Raw genomic sequence first — 18323 nt, forward strand, 5'->3', positions numbered from 1 at the left:
CTTTTTGGCGTTTGAAAAAGGGAGTCGCTGTAAAAGCGAAACCATAAGCCGCCGTTACCGCAGCAATGGATATGTACACAGACAACAATCTCCCACAGGCGTTGACGGACAAACTCAGGGCGTAAGGACGCAAGAAGATCAAGAGGTCTGTTAACTTGATCCACTACACCCCCACCCATCATGGTCAATACTCAAGGATTGAAGCCAAGCCAAACAACCGTCGTCTCTATCCAACGGGAGGTTTGTCATGTCGGGTCAATCTCGCTTCATGCTGGTGACTTCGCCGCTGATGGAACACAGCCCTGCTTTCGACCGGGCGGCCGCGCTGGCCAAGGCGGAGGGCGCGGCGTTGCACATCGTGGCCTTCGACTATCTGGAAGGCCTGGCCACGGCTGGCATGGTCAATGAGAAGGCGCTGGAACAGATGCGCCTGGGTTACGTCGATCGCCACCGTCAGTGGCTGGAAGACCAGGCCCGGCCCCTGCGCAAAATCGGCGTAACCGTCACAACGGAAGTAACGTGGGTGCAAAACCCGCTGGAGGAAATCCTGATTCACCTCAAGGAACAGCCGATGGACGTGCTGATCAAGGCGCTGGAGCACCAGTCGTTGCTATCGCGGCTGATCTTCACCCCGCTGGATGTGCATTTGCTGCGTGAGTGTCCGGTGCCGTTACACTTCGTCAGCCACGCGATCAACGCGCTACCGCGCAAAGTGGTCGCAGCCATCGACCCCTTCCATCGTGATGATCACTACAAGACTTTCAACGACCGCATCCTGCACGAAGCCACGAAACTGGCGACTGCGTGCAACGCCGAACTTGATGTGGTCTACGCCTACGACCTCTCGTCCATCAGTTCGGACGAGTTCGGCTTTGACAACGGCTCGGCGTTTTTTTCCTCGACCAAGCACAAGACTCTGTATGACGCGCAGCTGGAAGCCTTCAACGAACTGGCCCAACGCAATGGCATCGCCGAAGCGCAACGGCACATGATCATGGGCAACCCGGCCAAGGTTTTGACCCGCTTTGCCGATGCGTTCAATGTCGACGTAATCGTCATGGGCCGTCTCGGCCATCGCGGCATGGGGCGCCTGATCGGCAGCACGGTGGAGCATCTGCTATACAAAATGCCCTGCAGTGTGTGGGTGGTGTACACCGAGCGGCTGGATGAATGACCGCCCGGTGTATCGCCCCGTAGGAGCCGGGCAAGCCGGCTCCTGCAGCTTCAACGCCTGGTGATGACCACCTCCAGGTATTCACTGGGCACCACCATCGACCTGTCGCCCGCCCGGTTCAGGCGGTTGAGCAGTTCGGTCAGGTCGTCTTCCAGGGCCTTGGCGCCATCAGGGGGCAGCGCCGCGAAGGCCTTGTGGATCGGACCGTACCAGCTGCGGAAGGTATCGATGAAATGCTCGGCCGAGCGATAGCGGAAGTTGAAGGTCCGGCGCGTCACCTGCACCAGGAAGTCGCGCTCGTCAAAGTGCTTGTGCAGCCAGGCTTCAGTGCCCCACTGCGAGGGCGGTTGCGCACCGGGCGGTGGTGGCATGTGCCGGCCGAGGGTCTTGAACATCTGGCCGACGAAACCTTCCGGCGTCCAGTTGGCCAGGCCGATCCGGCCGCCGGGGCGACACACTCGCGCCAGCTCTGCGGCGGCCTTGACCTGATCGGGTGCAAACATCACACCGAAGGTTGAGAGCACGGCGTCAAAACTGGCATCGGCGAAAGGCAACGCTTCGGCGTCAGCCACCTGGAAGGTCACGTTCAGGCGTTCCGCACGGGCACGGTCTTCGCCACGCTCGAGCAATGCAGCCACATAGTCGGTGGACACCACCCGGCAACCGCGACGCGCGGCGGCAAGGGTCGCATTGCCATTGCCGGCGGCAACGTCCAGCACCTGTTCATCACACAACAGGTCGCAGGCCTCGGCCAGTTGCTCACCGACGATCTGCAAGGTAGTGCCGATCACGGCATAGTCGCCACTGGCCCACGCGGCCATTTGGCGGGTTTTCAAGGCAGTAAGATCAATGGGTGTACTCATGGAGGCAATCTCTGGTTTGGAACAGGATCGGGCACACGCTCACTCAGCCGTGGTGGGGTCGATGATGTTCATGACCTGGGAAATGCGATTAGCCGGGAAACCGCCCTGCCGGGCATGCTCCCTGATGAGTTCCTCGTTTGGCGCGATGTACACGCAATACAGTTTGTCGCCTGTGACATAACTCTGCAGCCATTGCACGTCTGGCAACTCGCGCAACACCCTGCAGGACTTTTGCGAGACAGCTTTCAAATCCCTTTCTGACAGTGCTCCGGCGCCTGGAATCTCGCGTTCAATGACGAACTTGGGCATGGCAACCTCACTTTTTCTTATTGATGACAGAGCCAGGTGGCCCTGTGTGCAAACTATCTCTCCGTCGCTGATCGGCGTCCTGTCCGATCGTCGGCCAACACTGCCCGATCGTCCGGAGAATTCACCTTGGGCCGTGACGCGCTCACAATCAGAAACTCCCGCACGGGAAAACGCCCATGGACGCCCTGTCACAGACCCTGCGCGTCGTCCGCCTGGTCGGCGCGATTTTCATCAACGCCAGGTTCACCGCCCCCTGGTGCTATCAGTCGCCGAGCGCCGACACGGCGGCACCGTTCCTGGAACCCGGCGCCGAACGGGTGGTGATCTTCCACTTGATCACCGAAGGCGAGTGCTACGTCGAACTGGGCGATGATCCTCCGCTGCTGCTCAACCCCGGCGACGTGGTGATATTCCCCCAGGGCCATGCCCATCGCATGAGTTCCAGACCGGGTTTGACGCCCGCCAGCGGTGCGCGGCTCGACGAGGTGCTGGCGCGGCGCCCGCGGCAGTTGAGTTATGGCGGTGGTGGTGCAGTGACGCGCCTGGTGTGCGGCTACCTGGCCTGCGACACGCGTTTGGCCGGCATGTTGCTGGCAGGCCTGCCGCCGGTGGTCAGGGTCAATGTGCGCGGTTCGAACGCCGGCATCTGGCTGGAATCTTCGGTCCGTTATGCCCTGGCCGAAGCGCGATCGCCAAGGCCCGGCGGCGAAGGCGTGCTGGCGAAACTGGCCGAGGTGCTCTTCATCGAAGTACTGCGCCTGTACATGCACGAACATGGCGAGGGGCGGACCGGGTGGCTGGCCGGTGTAAGCGACCGGATCGTCGGCGCGGCCCTCAACGCCTTGCACAAGAAACCCTGCCACGCCTGGACGCTGGATGAGCTGGCGCGCACCGCCGGCACCTCTAGATCGGTCCTGGCAGAACGCTTTGCGCAACTGGTGGGGGTCACGCCGATGCAATACCTGACGCAATGGCGGATGTTGCTGGCGGCCAACCTGTTACGCAGCAGTAACAGCTCGTTGATGCGCATCGCCGAAGAGGTGGGGTACCAGACCGACACGGCATTCAGTCGCGCGTTTCGCCGTGAGTATGGCGCGCCGCCGGCGGCGTGGCGGCGTAGTCAGGGCAATCGATCAATGGCTCACGGTGAGGTGAGCCATTGATATCGCAAAAAGATCGCAGCCTGCGGCAGCTCCTACAGTGAACGCATACTCTGTAGGAGCTGCCGCAGGCTGCGATCTTTTGACTTCAAGCCGCTGGAACAGCGGTCTTCGCCTCTTCAAGCAATTGCTGGATCATCTTCTCCTGAGTGTCATAACTACCTTCACCAAAGTGCGTGTACCGCACCTGGCCCTTCGCATCGATCAGGTAGTGGGCAGGCCAGTACTGGTTGTCGAAGTTGCGCCAGATCGCATAGTTGTTGTCGATCGCTACCGGGTAGGTGATGCCGTATTCCTTCACCTTGTCCCGGACGTTGTCGATGATGCGTTCGAACCCGTACTCCGGGGTGTGCACACCGATCACCACCAGGCCGTCTTTCTCATACTTCTTCGCCCAGTCCTTGACGTACGGCAGGGTGTGCTTGCAGTTGATGCAGTCGAAGGTCCAGAAGTCCACCAGCACCACTTTGCCCTTGAGCGATTCGTTGGTCAGCGCTGGCGAGTTGATCCACTCCACCGCACCGGCCAGCGACGGCATCGCGCCTTGGGCGTTGTCCATGGACTCGGCCTTGACCTTGCTGACGAAGTAATCGACGACTTTCGGCACGGTTTCCAACAAGCCTTTTTCGACGCTGCTGATACCTTGCGACGAGGTGTTGGCCAGCAGCACATCATTTGCTCCGGTGGCAATCACCGCTGCGCCGGCCAACACCGCCACACCGGCACCGCGACGCAACCAGCCAGTGACCGGGATCGACGGTTTCAAGCGATTGACCAGGCCACGACCGGCGAAGATCAAGGTGCCCAACGACAACGCGCTACCCAGGCCGTAGGCCACCAGCAACAGACTGGTCCCGGCGTTCGCGCCCTGCAGCATTGCGCTGGTGAGAATCACCCCGAGGATCGGCCCGGCGCAGGGTGCCCAGAGCAGGCCGGTAGCGACACCAATCATGATCGAACTCAGCGGGCCGGACATTGTGCGGCTGTTGGGGCCGATGCGATTGCCCAGCGCCACGAATGGACGCGCCAACCAGTCGCCGACCCGTGCGGAAATCAGCGACAGGGCGAACACCACCATCACGATCAGTGCCACATGACGGCCGGTGTTGCTGGCCTGGATCACCCATTCACTGCTGACCACCGCCAGGCTGGAGATCAGGGCAAACGTCAGGGCCATGCCGCCCAGGGTCAGCAGGATCGAGGAGCGCGTACGGTCGGCCCCGGCGAACAGGAAGGGAACGACCGGCAGGATGCACGGGCTGAGGACGGTCAATATGCCGCCCAGGAAAGCGATGAGTAACATGGAGATCACCTTGCAAATAGAGGGGGGCAATTCACACCCGTCCCCTGTGGGAGCGAGCCTGCTCGCGAAGAGGTCAGCACATTCAAAATCGCTGCCGACTGACCCTCAGCCTTCGCTAGCAGGCTCACTCCCACATGGATCGGTGGTGTTCTGGATTCACGCGTTGTGTTCTTCCAGCCACTTGCCCTGAGACGTGTGACTGGCGCCGTTTTCTGCCACCACTTGCCCCTGAGGCGTGCGGTTGTAGCCGTCCTCGGCGAGGAAGGCGTCAGCGCCCTTCTGCGCCACCGGCGTCAGTTGAAAGCAGGTGCTGCTGCCGCAAGCGTTTTGCTCTACTGCGGCGTTGGCATGGGCCGCGGCACCGGCGACGGAAAAGGCAATGGCGGTCAAGAATCGGCTGATGGTGTTCATGGCTGTGTTCCTGTCTTCAAAGGGCAATGGGTGTTCGCCGGACTCAGTTGTCCGAATTGCAGTTGTCAGCCAATTTGCGGTAGTCCAGGACCTGGGTCTTGCTCTGGGAATCCAGGTAGGTCAACTGGGCATTCACCACACCGCAGGAAGGCGCAGAGTCCTGTTTCAGCGACAGCACTTTCTTGATGTCCAGGTGCGAGCCATAGCTGTAGCTCATCGGGGTAACATCAGCTTCGGCGCGGGCCGACAAGGTGCATATGTTCAGGGCGGCAAACAGGCAAGCGGCGTAGATGGCTTTGGTGTTCATGGCGGTTTCCTCAAGGTTCATCGTTTGTGGGTAGAGGCGCTTGGGTTTGCCTCGATGGAACCTATTAGAAGCCTGCGAGGTATCCCGTATGTGTCGGGAACCGGCGCGTGTAAATCGGTAAGTATCTGGACCGCTGCGCGATACAGAGGGATACAAAACCCCTGGAAATGGCCGTTTTTGCCTCGGTATGTATCCGCTGACAGGCCAGATACACTGCAATACAAAGGACGGCGGGCGAGCGGGCCAAGGCTCGATAGACTGTGCGATATCCCCCACTGACAGAGGCAAGTCCCCATGGAGCACGTCGATCACATTCTCATCGTTGACGATGACCGCGAGATACGCGAGCTGGTGGGCAACTACCTGAAGAAAAACGGCCTGCGCACCACGGTCGTGGCCGATGGAAGGCAGATGCGCAGCTTCCTTGAATCCACGCCGGTGGACCTGATCGTGCTGGACATCATGATGCCGGGCGACGACGGCCTGATGCTCTGCCGCGAGTTGCGCGCCGGCAAACACAAGGCCACGCCGGTGTTGATGCTCACCGCGCGCAACGACGAAACCGACCGCATCATCGGCCTGGAAATGGGCGCTGACGACTACCTGGTCAAGCCCTTCGCCGCCCGTGAACTGCTGGCGCGGATCAACGCCGTATTGCGCCGCACGCGCATGTTGCCACCGAACCTGGTGGTGACCGAATCCAGCCGCTTGCTGGCCTTCGGTCGCTGGCGCCTGGACACGTCCGCCCGGCACCTGCTCGATGGCGACGGCACCATGGTCGCCCTCAGCGGTGCCGAATATCGGTTGCTGCGGGTGTTCCTCGATCATCCGCAACGGGTGCTCAATCGCGACCAATTGCTCAACCTGACCCAGGGCCGCGACGCCGACCTGTTCGATCGTTCCATCGACCTGCTGGTCAGTCGCCTGCGCCAGCGCCTGTTGGACGACGCCCGCGAGCCGGCCTACATCAAGACCGTACGCAGCGAGGGCTACGTGTTTTCCCTGCCGGTGGAAATCGTCGGGGCGCCAGCATGAACCTGTCGCTGCGCTGGCCCCGCACCCTGGCTTCGCGACTGTCGCTGATCTTCCTGATCGGCCTGATCCTCGCCCAGGCGCTGTCCTTCGGTGCGCAGTACTACGAGCGCTATGAAAGCTCGAAAAACACCATGCTCGGCAACCTGGAAACCGACGTCTCGACCTCCATCGCCATCCTCGACCGCCTGCCGGCGCCAGAGCGTGCGAGTTGGCTGCAGCAACTGGATCGGCGCAATTACCGCTATCTGCTCAATGAAGGTTCACCCGGCACAGCCATGGACACGGACATGCCCGAGGCACCGATTGCCATGACATCGATCAAGAATTCCATCGGCAAGGACTACCCGATGACCTTCAGCGATATTCCCGGGCCTGCGAAGCACTTCCAGGTGCACCTCAAGCTGTCCGACGGCAGCCCATTGACCATCGATGTGCGGCCCTCGATGGTGCCGCTGTCGCCCTGGCTGCCCATGGTGCTGCTCGGGCAATTGGCGCTGATGATTGCCTGCACCTGGCTGGCCGTGAGGATCGCCATCCGCCCCCTCACCCGCCTCGCCGAAGCCGTGGACACCCTCGACCCCAACACCCACCCGGTGCTGCTGGACGAAAAAGGCCCGACCGAAGTGGCCCACGCCGCCAAGGCCTTCAATGCCATGCAGGCACGCATCGCCGCCTACCTCAAGGAACGCATGCAACTGTTGGCGGCGATTTCCCACGACCTGCAGACACCGATCACCCGGATGAAACTGCGCGCCGAGTTCATGGACGACTCGGTGGAGAAAGACAAGCTGTGGAACGACCTGGGCGAGATGGAACATCTGGTGCGAGAAGGCGTGGCGTACGCCCGCAGCGTCCACGGCGCCACCGAAGAAAGTCGACGCACCGACCTGGACTCGTTCCTCGACAGCCTGGTGTTCGATTACCAGGACATGGGCAAGCAGGTGCAACTGAGCGGCAAAAGCGCCAGCGTCATCGACACCCGCCCCCACGCCCTGCGGCGAGTGCTGGTGAACCTGACGGACAACGCGCTCAAATTCGCCGGCGCTGCGGAACTGCTGGTTGAGAAGAAAGCCGATGGCAGCGTGTCGGTGAAGGTCATGGACCGCGGCCCGGGCATCGCCGAAGCGGAACTGGCCCAGGTCATGCAGCCGTTCTACCGCGTAGAAAATTCGCGCAACCGCAGCACTGGCGGTACCGGGTTGGGGTTGGCCATCGCGCAACAGCTGGCGTTGGCGATCGGGGGATCGTTGACCTTGAGCAATCGCGAGGGTGGTGGGTTATGTGCAGAGCTCAAGTTGCGTGGCTAAACGATCGTTCCCACGCTCTGCGTGGGAACGCCGCCAGGGACGCTCCGCGTTCCGCTAACAACACAAGGCTTGTGTCCTGCGCAATGGTGACGCGGAGCGTCACGGGATGCATTCCCACGCAGAGCGTGGGAACGATCATCAAGCAACGACGCCTACGACGCCCTCCCCGTGCATCTGCCGCAACAACCCCAGGCCGCTGTCCATAAACACCGTCGATTCCGTCATCCCCGCCTCCGCCGCCAATCCCTGCAACTGCGCACGTCCGGTCTGCCCGGGAAATTCCTCGATACGCTGCAACAACCGAAACGCCAACGGGCTCAATTCAGAAAACTTCACGCTGAAATCCGGGTCCCGACGCACCAGCAGCAATGTCGGCTGATCCGGCGGCGCATCAGGCTGATGATGCGGCCCGACCAACTGCACTGGCCAGGCATACGCCAGGGGCCAGGCCAATGGCGAAACCTGCAACGGACAATCCAGCAACCCATCGACATCGCCGCCGGGCAACGGCTCGGCTTCGGATTGTTGCAGGACCATTTCCACCCATTCGTAGTGCGCCAGTTCGACCATGAACGGCGGCCAGGGGCCAGCAGCCAGCGCCGCAGGCTCTGAGGCCAGAAACTCGACAAACTCCTGGGCGATTTCGCCGAATTTCGGCGTGTGGGCTCGGTAGTCGCGCAGGAAAATCCGTACCAGCGCCCGCCATTGCGTGTCGCCGAGAATCTTCACCAATACCGGAAAGGTGCCGCCGATCAATGACGACAAGTTGGCGAACACCAGGTCGCGATATACCTGGGCCCGCGCCGGGTCCATTTCCGGCGGTGGCGCGTAACGCTCGGGGTCGCGCACGTAGCGCCCCAGACTGTTTTGCTGCTCGTGCAGGGTGCGCTTAACCACGGTTGACCCCCTCGGTTTGCAACCGGCGAATGGTCTGCAACTCGGCGACCAGTTCGCAAAACACCGGAAAGTTGAAATCGCGCTCGAGCAAAGTCGGTTGCGCGCCAAATCGGGAATAGGCCTGGGCCAGCAACGACCACACCGCCGGTTTCACCGAAGCGCCGTGGGTGTCGATTTTCAAGGTGTCGGACTCATCGAAATGCCCGGCGATGTGCATGGCCACGACACGATTCGCATCGATCCCGGCCAGGAACGTACGCGGGTCGAAACCATGGTTGATCGAGTTGACGTACACATTGTTGACGTCCAGCAACAGGTCGCAATCGGCTTCACGCAGCACGGCGTTGGTGAACGTCACCTCGTCCATGTCCTGCTGCGGTGCGGCATAGTAGGAGACGTTTTCCACCGCCAGGCGGCGGCCGAGAATGTCCTGGGCCTGACGGATGCGCGCGGCGACGTGATGCACCGCCTCTTCGGTAAAGGGCAACGGCAACAGGTCATACAGGTGACCGTCGTCGCTGCAGTAGCTCAAGTGCTCGCTGTACAGCGGCACGTCGTGGTGATCGAGGAAGACCCGCACCTCTTTCAGGAATTCGACATCCAGCGGCGATGGCCCGCCCAGGGACAGGGACAAGCCGTGGCAGGATAACGGGTAGCGCTCGGCCAGGGTTCGAAACGCCAGGCCATGGGCGCCGCCGATGCCGATCCAGTTTTCCGGCGCGACTTCAAGAAAGTCGAAATGGCCGGCCGGGGCGGCCAGCAGGTCTTTGATCAAACCGCGACGCAGGCCGAGCCCGACGCTGGCCTGTGCTGATGTGACAGAGGTTTGCATGATGTCGATCCCAAGGGTTGTCAGAATGTCATCACAGTTAATCGAAGGGATGTATCGGGCCTGTGTGGCGGGTCGACGGAAAACAGCAACGCTTGTATCGCCAGCGGGTCTGTACACACTCTGGTACAAACCCGCATCCGGGCATTACGCCAGGTCGTACTTCTCGCGCACCAGATGACCGATGCCCATGCGATCGAGCACATCCATCGGGCACAGGAAGGTCACGCGCACAGTGCCTGGCAGGCGACTGATGTCGATGGAGCCGCTGATGGTGGCGCGATTGAGCACTTCGTCATAAGGCAGGCCGGTGACGGTGGCGGCGCGGGTCAAGCCGTTTTCCACCGCCAGATTGAGGTTCTCGCCGCTGCCGATGAAGGTGATCGGGCCACTCTGTTCGATCTCGTGCTGGCCCCAACGCTCTCCCAGCTCCCGGACTTTCGCGCGCTGCCCGGCATCCATCGGGCGCGCCATCGGTGGCAGATCATCAAGGTTTTGCAGAAGGATCGGCCCTTCCAGCGTCAGGTTTTTCACCACTTGCACCACCACCTCGGTTTCCCCGGAACAGTCGGTTGCGTGGCCTGCGATCTCGCCGTTGCCCTGTTGCGCATGCATGTCGCCCATGTAAACGCCGGCCCCCGGCACTTTCACCGGGCAGATCAACACACAGCCCTCGCGGACCGAATTGGTGTCCATGTGGCCGTCGGTCTTGGCCGCGTGCAACTCTTCGCGGGTCATGCCGAAACGGTGCGGCGCATTGATCAGGTACTGGCCGAAGTCGGCACAGTTGTGCGAGTCGGGAATGTCTCGGGACGGCAAGGTGCCGATGTTTCCAAGGAACGGCCGCATAGGCGCGGCAACCCCGGGGATATCGGCGCGGGCCAGGGACAGGATTGAATGCTGCGCGGCGAATTCCGGCAGCGCCGACATCTCAGAGGCATTGCCGGCCAGTCGGTTGGCGATGTCCTGGTTGACCGTCAGGCTGACCTGATTCTGCGCGTCAAAGACGATCACATAGCCGTGGCTGAAGCGAAATGCGCTGACCTCGGCGTCACAGTGGTTGCAGCGAATCGCGTCCTCGCCAATGCCTTCGACATGGCTGGCCGGATGCTCGGTGCCACATTTGGAGCAGAACTTGGAGACGAACGGATCGCCGTTGTAGCGCCCCTCGACAAAGCTCATGACCCCGGAGGAAGTGGCCAGCGACGTGACGCGCATGCTGTTGATCTTGATCGCCACGGCATCGCCGATTTGCGCCCCGGCGATGGCCACCGGTTGCGTCACTTCATGGCCCCCCTCGAAAGCGGGCGTGATCATCGGCCCCCAGCAACCTGGCGGTGTTCCGGTGACCAGGGTGCCGCCATCGGCCAGCGGGCCGAGCATCGGCTGGCTCGGACCAATGATGCCATTGGTGTAGCGATCGACCCGCAGGCGATCGACCGGCGCGGCGTTGAGAGTGGGTTGAGGCACAAGCGTTGTCATGATGATCCCCATCGGAGTCAGGAGCGAATGGTCCTCACAGTTCAGCGCAGGTTTGTATCTGGTCTGTGTTCGGGGGTGGCCTTGAATTGGCGGGGACTGTATCGAGAAACAGTCTGGATACATTGGGATACATGCATAGGGACTGCCAAACACCCTCCCTGTGGGAGCGAGCCTGCTCGCTCCCACAGGGGGCTGCGTCAATCAGGGACATTGGCTTTCGTCGCTTGGGACGGCGCCACAGCCCCTGAGAACTAAACTTAATCCACACAGGACGAGTTGATCGTCCTGTCCATTCCACGACCACCGCCCAGGGGCGAACGCCTCGATAAACACCGCCACTGGACTCTGATCCTGCAAAAGGAGCACACGTGATGGACGAGGCCAAACTCAACGATTTCATGGGCAAACTGGTAGGCGACATGGGCGGCGCGGCGATGCTGGCTAACGTCATCCTTGGTGAAGAGCTCGGCCTGTACCGGGCCATGGCAGACAGCCAGCCAGTCAAGCCCGAAGCTCTCGCCGAGAAGACCGGCTGCAACCCTCGCCTGGTGCGCGAATGGCTCAGCGCCCACGCAGCTTCTGGCTATATGGAACACAGCGACGGTCAATTCCGCCTGCCCGAAGAACAAGCCCTGGCACTGGCCGTCGAAGACTCGCCGGTCTATGTGGCGGGTGGCATCGGCGTAGTTGCATCGTTTTTTCATGACAAGGACAAACTGGTCAAGGCCATGCGTGGCGATGGCGCCCTGGCGTGGGGCGATCACCACCCGTGCATGTTCAGCGGCACCGAACGTTTCTTCCGGCCCGGCTACAAGGCGCACCTGATCGCCGAGTGGTTACCGGCCCTGGACGGTGTGGTAGCCAAACTGGAGGAAGGCGCCAAGGTCGCCGACATTGGCTGCGGTCACGGCGCGTCGACGGTGATCATGGCCCAGGCGTACCCGAACTCGCGGTTCGTTGGTTTCGATTACCACGCTCCGTCCGTCACCGTCGCCACCCAGCGCGCCGAAGAAGGTGGCGTGTCCGGCCGGGCACGGTTCTTCCAGGGTACGGCCAAGAGCTATCCCGGCAACGACTATGACCTGGTCTGCTACTTCGACTGCCTGCACGACATGGGCGACCCGGTGGGCGCGGCCAAGCACGCGTACGAGTCCTTGAAGCCGGATGGCACGGTATTGCTCGTGGAGCCGTTCGCCAACGACTCGCTGGACGACAACATCACCCCGGTCGGCCGGCTGTTCTATGCCGCCTCCACCTTCATCTGCACGCCCAATTCGCTGTCCCAGGAAGTCGGCCTGGGCCTTGGCGCACAAGCAGGTGAAGCACGGTTGCGCAAGGTGTTCAGTGAGGCGGGATTCAGCACATTCCGACGGGCCACGGAGACACCGTTCAACCTGATTCTGGAGGCACGTAAGTAACACGCCCCCCCTGTAGGAGCGAGCATGTTCCGGGCGGCGCTCCGACGATTGAAGACGAAACACCGCGGGGCGTCAGACCGCCAGTGTTATCGTTGACGTCCATCGCGAGCGTGCTCGCTCCTACAGGTTTGCGGGGTATTGAGATGCTCGATAGCCTTATCCACGAACAACTCGACCAGCTCCAACAGCTCATCGCCGACGAGCCGTTCGCGGTCCTGACCGGTGCCGGTATCAGTACCCCGTCGGGCATTCCGGACTACCGTGACAATCAGGGCGTGCGCCGTGGCCGCCAGCCCATGATGTATCAGGAGTTTCTCTCGGCACCCGAATCCCGGCGGCGCTATTGGGCGCGGGCGATGCTTGGCTGGCCGCGGGTGCGCCAGGCGCAACCGAACGTGGCCCACGACACCCTGGCCCGCTTGCAAAGCACGGGACGGATCGGCGGCTTGATCACGCAGAACGTCGATACCCTGCACGACCAGGCCGGCAGCCATGATGTGATCGAACTTCACGGCAGCCTGCACCGGGTACTGTGCCTGGACTGCGCAAGACGCAGCGAGCGCGATTCGATCCAGCAGCTGATGGAAACCCAAAACCCCTACCTCGCAGGCGTGGACGCAGTGCAGGCCCCGGACGGCGACACCTTGCTCGACCCGGCCTTCGAGGCACGCTTCCAGGTTCCGCTCTGCCCGCATTGCAGTGGCGAACGGTTGAAACCGGACGTGGTTTTTTTCGGTGAGAACGTTGCACAGCACACGGCGGCGAAAGCGCTGGCCACGGTGGAAAAGGCCGCCGGGTTGCTGGTGGTTGGCTCGTCGCTGATGGCGTACTCGGCGTTTCGCCTGTGCCGGGCGGTGGTGGATCAGGGCAAGCCGCTGCTGGCGATCAACCTGGGCAAGACACGGGCGGATGACATGCTGGACCTGAAAATAGAAATGTCCTGCGAGCAGTTGCTGCCGTTACTGGCACAGCGCCTCTCCGCCTGACAAAACACCTCCCCCTTGTAGGAGCTGCCGCAGGCTGCGATCTTTTGATCTTGATCCTCAGCAATTTCAGCACCGCCAGAAAACAAGATCAAAAGATCGCAGCCTGCGGCAGCTCCTACAGGGGTTTGTTCAGCCCAGGGGAAAGTTGTTGGCCGAGATTTTCTTCCTTGAGCACATCAAACAATGCCTGCGCCGCCGCCGACAACTCCCCTCCCTGCAAGGTCAGCACGCCAATGGCCCGCTCCAACACCGGGTCACGCAAGGTAATGCAATGCGCTCCGAGTTCACGCATCTGACCCACACACAAGGCCGGAACCACGCTCACGCCCAACCCACTGGCAACCATCCGCCCGACCGTCGCCAGTTGATGGCTTTCAAACTCCACCGGCAGCTTCATGCCCCGGGCCTGCAAATGCTCTTCCAGCATCACCCGCACCGTCGACGGGCGCTGCAAGGTAATGAACGGTTCCTCGAGCAAGGTCTGCCAGTCGATTTCCTCGAGCTCGACCAGCGGTGAGTCTTGAGGCACCACTGCCACGAAGCGATCCATGTAAAGTGGCGTGAATTGCAGCGATGAGCTCATGGTCGGCTCGAACGCCACACCGAGCTCCACCTGGCGGTCGCGAACCATTTCCAGCACCTGCTCGTTGATCACGTCGTTGACCGTGACGTTGACTTTCGGATAGCGGACGCGGAATGTCTTGAGGATCGGCGGCAGCAGGTTGCCGGCAAACGAGGGCATGGCCGCCAGGGTCACTCGACCACGCTGCAAGGTGAAGCGCTGGCGCAACTCATCCTCGGCATTGTCCCAATCGGCGATCAGGCGGCGCGCCAGCGGCACCAGGGTTTCGCCTTCGGCGGTCAACGCCACATTGCGTGTGTTGCGGGTGAACAATCGCCCGCCCAGGCCCTCCTCCAGTGCCTTGATGGTCAGGCTCAAGGCCGATTGCGACAGGTGCAGGCGCTCGCAGGCCACGGCAAAACTGAGGCTTTGGGCCACAGCCAGGAAGGCGCGGATCTGCTTGACTGTCATGGTCACTGTCTCCAACGCGTTAGATTGTTGAGTTTTATCCATTAATCAACATTAAAAATCAACTTAACAAATGAATCTTGTCGCGCGACACTCAATCCCATTCGGCTAGCCAGCCGCCCACAAAGAATAAAAGAGGTGCATATGGCAGGTTTCGACAAGCGCGTGAGTTCCTACGAGGAAGCCCTGGCCGGTCTTGAAGACGGTATGACCGTGATCGCCGGCGGCTTCGGCCTGTGCGGGATCCCGGAGAACCTGATCAACGAGATCAAGCGCAAAGGCACTCGCGACCTCACCGTCGTTTCCAACAACTGCGGCGTCGACGGTTTCGGCCTCGGCGTGCTGCTGACCGACCGCCAGATCAGCAAAGTGGTGGCCTCCTACGTCGGCGAAAACAAGCTGTTCGAGGAGCAACTGCTCAAGGGCGAAATCGAAGTCATCCTGACCCCGCAAGGCACCCTCGCTGAAAAAATGCGCGCAGGCGGTGCCGGCATCCCGGCCTTCTTCACCGCCACCGGCGTCGGCACTCCAGTCGCCGACGGCAAGGAAGTGCGCGAATTCCATGGCCGCAAGTACCTGATGGAAGAATCCATCACCGGTGACTTCGCCATCGTCAAAGGCTGGAAAGCCGACCATTTCGGTAACGTGATCTATCGCCACACCGCACAGAACTTCAACCCGCTGGCTGCCACCGCCGGCAAGATCACCGTGGTTGAAGTCGAAGAGATCGTCGAACCCGGCGAGCTGGAGCCGTCGCAGATCCACACCCCTGGCATCTACGTCGACCGGATCATCTGCGGCACGTTCGAGAAGCGCATCGAACAGCGCACCGTACGTAAGTGATCCCCTGCCCCCGGACCGAATGAAGGAATAACAACAATGGCACTTTCCCGCGAACAAATGGCTCAACGCGTCGCCCGCGAAATGCAGGACGGCTTCTACGTGAACCTGGGCATCGGCATTCCGACCCTGGTCGCCAACTACATCCCCGAAGGCATGGAAGTCATGCTGCAGTCGGAAAACGGCCTGCTGGGCATGGGTCCTTTTCCAACTGAAGAAACCATCGATGCCGACATGATCAACGCCGGCAAGCAAACCGTGACCGCCCGGATCGGCGCCTCGATCTTTTCCTCGGCCGAGTCCTTCGCGATGATCCGCGGTGGCCACGTTGACCTGACCGTGCTGGGCGCCTTTGAGGTCGACGTGCAAGGCAACATCGCCTCGTGGATGATCCCCGGCAAGCTGGTCAAGGGCATGGGCGGTGCCATGGACCTGGTGGCTGGCGCAGACAACATCATCGTCATCATGACCCACGCGTCCAAGGACGGTGAGTCCAAGCTGCTGTCCCAATGCAGCCTGCCGCTGACAGGCGCCGGTTGCATCAAGCGCGTTCTGACCGACCTGGCTTACCTGGAAATCGAGAATGGCGCATTTGTCCTCAAGGAACGCGCACCTGGCGTCAGCGTTGAAGAAATCGTCGCCAAAACCGCTGGTAAACTGATCGTCCCGGACCACGTTCCGGAAATGCAGTTCGCTGACCAGTGAGGAACCATTCCATGCAAGAAGTCGTCATTGTTGCCGCCACGCGCACCGCGATCGGCAGTTTCCAGGGTTCCCTGGCCAATGTTTCCGCCGTTGACCTGGGCGCGGCGGTGATCCGTCAATTGCTGGCACAAACTGGTCTGGACCCGGCCGAAGTCGATGAAGTGATCATGGGTCAGGTGTTGACCGCCGGTGCCGGGCAAAACCCCGCGCGACAGGCGTCCATCAAGGCAGGCCTGCCGTTTGCCGTGCCGGCCATGACCCTGAACAAGGTCTGTGGCTCGGGCCTCAAGGCCCTGCACCTGGGCGCCCAGGCGATCCGCTGCGGCGACGCCGAGGTGATCATCGCTGGCGGCCAGGAAAACATGAGCCTGGCCAACTACGTCATGCCCGGTGCCCGCACCGGCCTGCGCATGGGTAACGCACAAATCGTCGACACTATGATCAGCGATGGCCTGTGGGATGCGTTCAACGATTACCACATGGGCATCACCGCTGAGAATCTGGTGCAGAAGTACGACATCAGCCGCGAGCAGCAGGATGCCTTCGCTGCCGCTTCCCAGCAGAAAGCCGTGGCCGCCATCGAAGCCGGGCGTTTCGTCGATGAAATCACCCCGATCCTGATCCCACAGCGCAAGGGCGATCCGCTGTCCTTCGCCACCGACGAGCAGCCACGGGCCGGCACCACCGCCGAGTCCCTGGGCAAGCTCAAGCCTGCCTTCAAGAAGGACGGTTCGGTGACCGCTGGCAACGCTTCGTCGCTCAACGACGGCGCCGCGGCCGTGATCCTGATGAGTGCCGAAAAAGCCAAGGCCCTGGGCTTGCCGGTACTGGCAAAAATTGCTGCTTACGCCAACGCTGGCGTGGACCCGGCAATCATGGGCATCGGCCCGGTGTCGGCCACTCGCCGCTGCCTGGACAAGGCTGGCTGGTCTATCGACCAGCTTGAGCTGATCGAAGCCAACGAAGCCTTCGCCGCACAATCGCTGGCCGTGGCCAAGGACCTGGAATGGGACTTGAACAAGGTCAACGTCAACGGCGGTGCTATCGCCCTCGGCCACCCGATCGGTGCCTCGGGCTGCCGCGTCCTGGTGACCCTGCTGCATGAAATGATCAAGCGAGACGCCAAGAAAGGCCTCGCCACCCTGTGCATCGGTGGTGGTCAGGGCGTGGCCTTGGCGCTCGAACGGGCTTAAGACGACAGCGTTTAACAGACGGCGCGGGGACCCACGAAGATCCGCCGCCGCCTGGCAAAACACCCGGTGCGATTCACGTCGTACCGGGTTTCTTTATTGGCTGAACGGCTCGTCCTCCTTGTAGGAGCCAGCGGGCACTCCATTTTGTATACAAAAATTGTTCAACACTAGAGCAAATCACCCCGCCAGATGCTAACGTTGCCGCCCATACACAGGTCGGAGACGTGCGCGTGTTGATGCTCAAATTGCTGGTCATTCCTGGCTTTTTGCTACTGATCTCCCTGGCGGGCAAACGCTGGGGGCCAAGCGTGGCGGGTTGGTTGTCGGGGTTGCCGGTGGTGGTCGGACCTATCCTGTTGTTCCTTGCCATTGAGCAAGGCCAGGCATTCGCCGCCCAGTCGGCCATGGCCGCACTGTCGGCGATGTTCGCGATGATTGCCTTCTGCGTGACCTATGCGCAGGTCGCGCAACGCGCAAAATGGCCGCTGGCATTGACGATCTCGCTCCTGGTATGGGCCTTGGTTGCCGTGGTCCTGTCGTTGCTCCCACCGTCACTCCCCCTCTCGGTGATTGCCGCCGCCACTGCACTGCTGGCCGCGCCGCACTTATTCCCGGCCGTGCAGCCAATCGTTTCAGGACCGGCGCCAAAGTCCGATAAATTGCTGCTGCGCATGATTGCCGGCGCCTTGCTGACCCTGGCTGTCACCTGGCTCGCGAGTACCGTTGGCGACCGCTGGAGCGGCCTGCTCGCCGTGTTCCCGGTGCTGGGCAGTGTGATGGCGGTGTTCTCCCAGCAAACCCGAGGCCCGGCGTTTACCGCCGCGTTACTGCGGGCAACGGCCACCGGTATGTATTCATTTTCCGCTTTTTGCCTGGTCGTGACGCTGACCTTGCCCAGCATGGGCATGATGGGTTTTGGTGTTGGCGTGGCCGTCTCGGTAGCCATGCTCGGCGTCACCAGGCGGTTGCTGGCGAAACCCGCTCCCCAGGCAACACGTTCAACCATTTCGAACGAGTAGCGCAACATCCTCGTACGTCAATCGAACAGGTTTGCTCCACCATCAGCCTCAGTTC

19 protein-coding genes are annotated in these 18323 nt (G+C 61.5%); 10 read left to right on the top strand and 9 right to left on the bottom strand.

What is annotated here, in order from left to right:
• Window positions 1–247 precede the first annotated feature (247 nt).
• Entirely contained in the window at window positions 248–1174 is a 927-nt protein-coding gene (locus AC3WWR_RS18795; protein ID WP_033045039.1) for a universal stress protein, read from the top strand.
• A gap of 50 nt (window positions 1175–1224) precedes the next feature.
• Here the strand turns inward: AC3WWR_RS18795 and AC3WWR_RS18800 are convergent, their stop codons facing one another.
• On the bottom strand, window positions 1225–2037 hold the full coding sequence (locus AC3WWR_RS18800; RefSeq protein WP_020801340.1) for a class I SAM-dependent methyltransferase: 813 nt from the start codon (window positions 2035–2037) through the stop codon (window positions 1225–1227).
• Window positions 2038–2076: 39 nt separating this feature from the next.
• Complete coding sequence (locus AC3WWR_RS18805; protein ID WP_151141854.1) at window positions 2077–2346, bottom strand: DUF4242 domain-containing protein; 270 nt, start codon at window positions 2344–2346, stop codon at window positions 2077–2079.
• Between the two features lie 176 nt (window positions 2347–2522).
• Here AC3WWR_RS18805 and AC3WWR_RS18810 point away from each other — a divergent pair, with 176 nt between their 5' ends.
• On the top strand, window positions 2523–3509 hold the full coding sequence (locus tag AC3WWR_RS18810) for an AraC family transcriptional regulator (RefSeq protein WP_020801342.1): 987 nt from the start codon (window positions 2523–2525) through the stop codon (window positions 3507–3509).
• Between the two features lie 85 nt (window positions 3510–3594).
• Here AC3WWR_RS18810 and AC3WWR_RS18815 read toward each other — a convergent pair whose 3' ends face one another.
• The 3 genes from AC3WWR_RS18815 to AC3WWR_RS18825 form a co-directional block, all read right to left on the bottom strand.
• Complete coding sequence (locus tag AC3WWR_RS18815) at window positions 3595–4809, bottom strand: cytochrome c biogenesis protein DipZ (protein WP_492598946.1); 1215 nt, start codon at window positions 4807–4809, stop codon at window positions 3595–3597.
• 156 nt (window positions 4810–4965) lie between these two features.
• Window positions 4966–5220, bottom strand: coding sequence for a hypothetical protein (locus tag AC3WWR_RS18820; protein ID WP_020801344.1), 255 nt, complete (start codon window positions 5218–5220; stop codon window positions 4966–4968).
• 43 nt (window positions 5221–5263) lie between these two features.
• A complete protein-coding gene (locus AC3WWR_RS18825; protein ID WP_033045036.1) occupies window positions 5264–5527 on the bottom strand; it encodes a DUF2790 domain-containing protein in 264 nt (87 codons plus the stop codon).
• Window positions 5528–5821: 294 nt separating this feature from the next.
• Between AC3WWR_RS18825 and AC3WWR_RS18830 the strand changes: the two genes are divergently transcribed.
• Window positions 5822–6562, top strand: a complete 741-nt coding sequence (locus tag AC3WWR_RS18830) for a response regulator (RefSeq protein WP_008063067.1) — start codon at window positions 5822–5824, stop codon at window positions 6560–6562.
• Window positions 6559–7869, top strand: a complete 1311-nt coding sequence (locus AC3WWR_RS18835; protein WP_020801346.1) for an ATP-binding protein — start codon at window positions 6559–6561, stop codon at window positions 7867–7869. Before AC3WWR_RS18830 ends, AC3WWR_RS18835 begins: the two co-directional genes overlap by 4 nt.
• Before the next feature lie 138 nt (window positions 7870–8007).
• On the opposite strand, the gene AC3WWR_RS18840 is transcribed toward AC3WWR_RS18835, so the two are convergent.
• The 3 genes from AC3WWR_RS18840 to AC3WWR_RS18850 form a co-directional block, all read right to left on the bottom strand.
• Window positions 8008–8766: an HvfC family RiPP maturation protein gene (locus AC3WWR_RS18840; protein ID WP_033045035.1), complete on the bottom strand. Its 759-nt coding sequence runs from the start codon at window positions 8764–8766 to the stop codon at window positions 8008–8010.
• Window positions 8759–9598 carry an HvfB family MNIO-type RiPP peptide maturase gene (locus AC3WWR_RS18845; protein WP_033045034.1) on the bottom strand — a complete coding sequence of 280 codons (840 nt, stop codon included), beginning with the start codon at window positions 9596–9598 and terminating at the stop codon, window positions 8759–8761. The genes AC3WWR_RS18840 and AC3WWR_RS18845 overlap by 8 nt, the downstream gene beginning before the upstream one ends.
• Before the next feature lie 144 nt (window positions 9599–9742).
• Window positions 9743–11077, bottom strand: coding sequence for an acetamidase/formamidase family protein (locus AC3WWR_RS18850; protein WP_050511652.1), 1335 nt, complete (start codon window positions 11075–11077; stop codon window positions 9743–9745).
• A gap of 371 nt (window positions 11078–11448) precedes the next feature.
• On the opposite strand from AC3WWR_RS18850, the gene AC3WWR_RS18855 reads away from it, so the two are divergent.
• Both AC3WWR_RS18855 and AC3WWR_RS18860 read left to right on the top strand, forming a co-directional pair.
• Window positions 11449–12495 carry a class I SAM-dependent methyltransferase gene (locus AC3WWR_RS18855; protein ID WP_033042194.1) on the top strand — a complete coding sequence of 349 codons (1047 nt, stop codon included), beginning with the start codon at window positions 11449–11451 and terminating at the stop codon, window positions 12493–12495.
• Window positions 12496–12638: 143 nt separating this feature from the next.
• Window positions 12639–13481, top strand: coding sequence for an NAD-dependent protein deacetylase (locus AC3WWR_RS18860; RefSeq protein WP_033042192.1), 843 nt, complete (start codon window positions 12639–12641; stop codon window positions 13479–13481).
• A 115-nt stretch (window positions 13482–13596) separates the two neighbouring features.
• On the opposite strand, the gene AC3WWR_RS18865 is transcribed toward AC3WWR_RS18860, so the two are convergent.
• Complete coding sequence (locus AC3WWR_RS18865; protein ID WP_020800014.1) at window positions 13597–14514, bottom strand: LysR family transcriptional regulator; 918 nt, start codon at window positions 14512–14514, stop codon at window positions 13597–13599.
• 141 nt (window positions 14515–14655) lie between these two features.
• Between AC3WWR_RS18865 and AC3WWR_RS18870 the strand changes: the two genes are divergently transcribed.
• The 4 genes from AC3WWR_RS18870 to AC3WWR_RS18885 all read left to right on the top strand — a co-directional run bounded on the left by AC3WWR_RS18870 (window position 14656) and on the right by AC3WWR_RS18885 (window position 18268).
• Complete coding sequence (locus tag AC3WWR_RS18870; RefSeq protein WP_020800013.1) at window positions 14656–15354, top strand: CoA transferase subunit A; 699 nt, start codon at window positions 14656–14658, stop codon at window positions 15352–15354.
• 36 nt (window positions 15355–15390) lie between these two features.
• Window positions 15391–16056: a CoA transferase subunit B gene (locus AC3WWR_RS18875; protein WP_033042175.1), complete on the top strand. Its 666-nt coding sequence runs from the start codon at window positions 15391–15393 to the stop codon at window positions 16054–16056.
• An 11-nt stretch (window positions 16057–16067) separates the two neighbouring features.
• Window positions 16068–17249, top strand: a complete 1182-nt coding sequence (locus tag AC3WWR_RS18880; protein ID WP_033042172.1) for an acetyl-CoA C-acetyltransferase — start codon at window positions 16068–16070, stop codon at window positions 17247–17249.
• A gap of 230 nt (window positions 17250–17479) precedes the next feature.
• Complete coding sequence (locus AC3WWR_RS18885) at window positions 17480–18268, top strand: hypothetical protein (protein ID WP_020800010.1); 789 nt, start codon at window positions 17480–17482, stop codon at window positions 18266–18268.
• Window positions 18269–18323 lie beyond the last annotated feature (55 nt).

It is taken from the genome of Pseudomonas sp. EB271-G4-1 (assembly GCF_058791355.1).

Excerpts from the sequence above, each read along its gene's own strand:
- AC3WWR_RS18820 (WP_020801344.1), bottom strand. The coding sequence starts at position 5,220 with ATGAACACCATCAGCCGATTCTTGACCGCCATTGCCTTTTCCGTCGCC.
- AC3WWR_RS18875 (WP_033042175.1), top strand. The coding sequence starts at position 15,391 with ATGGCACTTTCCCGCGAACAAATGGCTCAACGCGTCGCCCGCGAAATG.
- AC3WWR_RS18845 (WP_033045034.1), bottom strand. The coding sequence starts at position 9,598 with ATGCAAACCTCTGTCACATCAGCACAGGCCAGCGTCGGGCTCGGCCTG.
- AC3WWR_RS18810 (WP_020801342.1), top strand. The coding sequence starts at position 2,523 with ATGGACGCCCTGTCACAGACCCTGCGCGTCGTCCGCCTGGTCGGCGCG.
- AC3WWR_RS18825 (WP_033045036.1), bottom strand. The coding sequence starts at position 5,527 with ATGAACACCAAAGCCATCTACGCCGCTTGCCTGTTTGCCGCCCTGAAC.
- AC3WWR_RS18835 (WP_020801346.1), top strand. The coding sequence starts at position 6,559 with ATGAACCTGTCGCTGCGCTGGCCCCGCACCCTGGCTTCGCGACTGTCG.
- AC3WWR_RS18830 (WP_008063067.1), top strand. The coding sequence starts at position 5,822 with ATGGAGCACGTCGATCACATTCTCATCGTTGACGATGACCGCGAGATA.
- AC3WWR_RS18795 (WP_033045039.1), top strand. The coding sequence starts at position 248 with ATGTCGGGTCAATCTCGCTTCATGCTGGTGACTTCGCCGCTGATGGAA.
- AC3WWR_RS18850 (WP_050511652.1), bottom strand. The coding sequence starts at position 11,077 with ATGACAACGCTTGTGCCTCAACCCACTCTCAACGCCGCGCCGGTCGAT.
- AC3WWR_RS18865 (WP_020800014.1), bottom strand. The coding sequence starts at position 14,514 with ATGACAGTCAAGCAGATCCGCGCCTTCCTGGCTGTGGCCCAAAGCCTC.
- AC3WWR_RS18815 (WP_492598946.1), bottom strand. The coding sequence starts at position 4,809 with ATGTTACTCATCGCTTTCCTGGGCGGCATATTGACCGTCCTCAGCCCG.
- AC3WWR_RS18855 (WP_033042194.1), top strand. The coding sequence starts at position 11,449 with ATGGACGAGGCCAAACTCAACGATTTCATGGGCAAACTGGTAGGCGAC.
- AC3WWR_RS18870 (WP_020800013.1), top strand. The coding sequence starts at position 14,656 with ATGGCAGGTTTCGACAAGCGCGTGAGTTCCTACGAGGAAGCCCTGGCC.
- AC3WWR_RS18880 (WP_033042172.1), top strand. The coding sequence starts at position 16,068 with ATGCAAGAAGTCGTCATTGTTGCCGCCACGCGCACCGCGATCGGCAGT.
- AC3WWR_RS18860 (WP_033042192.1), top strand. The coding sequence starts at position 12,639 with ATGCTCGATAGCCTTATCCACGAACAACTCGACCAGCTCCAACAGCTC.
- AC3WWR_RS18805 (WP_151141854.1), bottom strand. The coding sequence starts at position 2,346 with ATGCCCAAGTTCGTCATTGAACGCGAGATTCCAGGCGCCGGAGCACTG.
- AC3WWR_RS18800 (WP_020801340.1), bottom strand. The coding sequence starts at position 2,037 with ATGAGTACACCCATTGATCTTACTGCCTTGAAAACCCGCCAAATGGCC.